The organism is Pseudomonas sp. ESBL9 (assembly GCF_036668715.1).
GTDB classification, from domain to species: Bacteria; Pseudomonadota; Gammaproteobacteria; order Pseudomonadales; family Pseudomonadaceae; genus Aquipseudomonas; species Aquipseudomonas lundensis.
Window position 1 is genome coordinate 1 of the sequence record NZ_JAZEVV010000050.1, and the last position, 204, is coordinate 204.

1 rRNA gene is annotated in these 204 nt (G+C 48.5%); it reads right to left on the reverse strand.

From position 1 onward, the window contains the following. Positions 1-49, reverse strand: a 5S ribosomal RNA gene (gene rrf, locus V6F78_RS22595); the annotation flags it as partial. Positions 50-204 lie beyond the last annotated feature (155 nt).

Below are 204 nucleotides of genomic sequence, written 5' to 3' on the forward strand. Positions count from 1 at the left end.
CTGAGTTCGGGATGGGATCAGGTGGTTCCAATGCTCTATGGTCGTCAAGAAATTCGGTAGCCGGTGCGTTTACCTTGCGGTCAACGTTCCAGCGAATGGGTATGTAATAGAGTTGGTGTTTTGTGAGGTGCAAACTTTCGGTTTGTATCGTCTTCACACACCGCAATCTGGCCTTTCGACGCAAATTGCTTGGGTGTTATATGG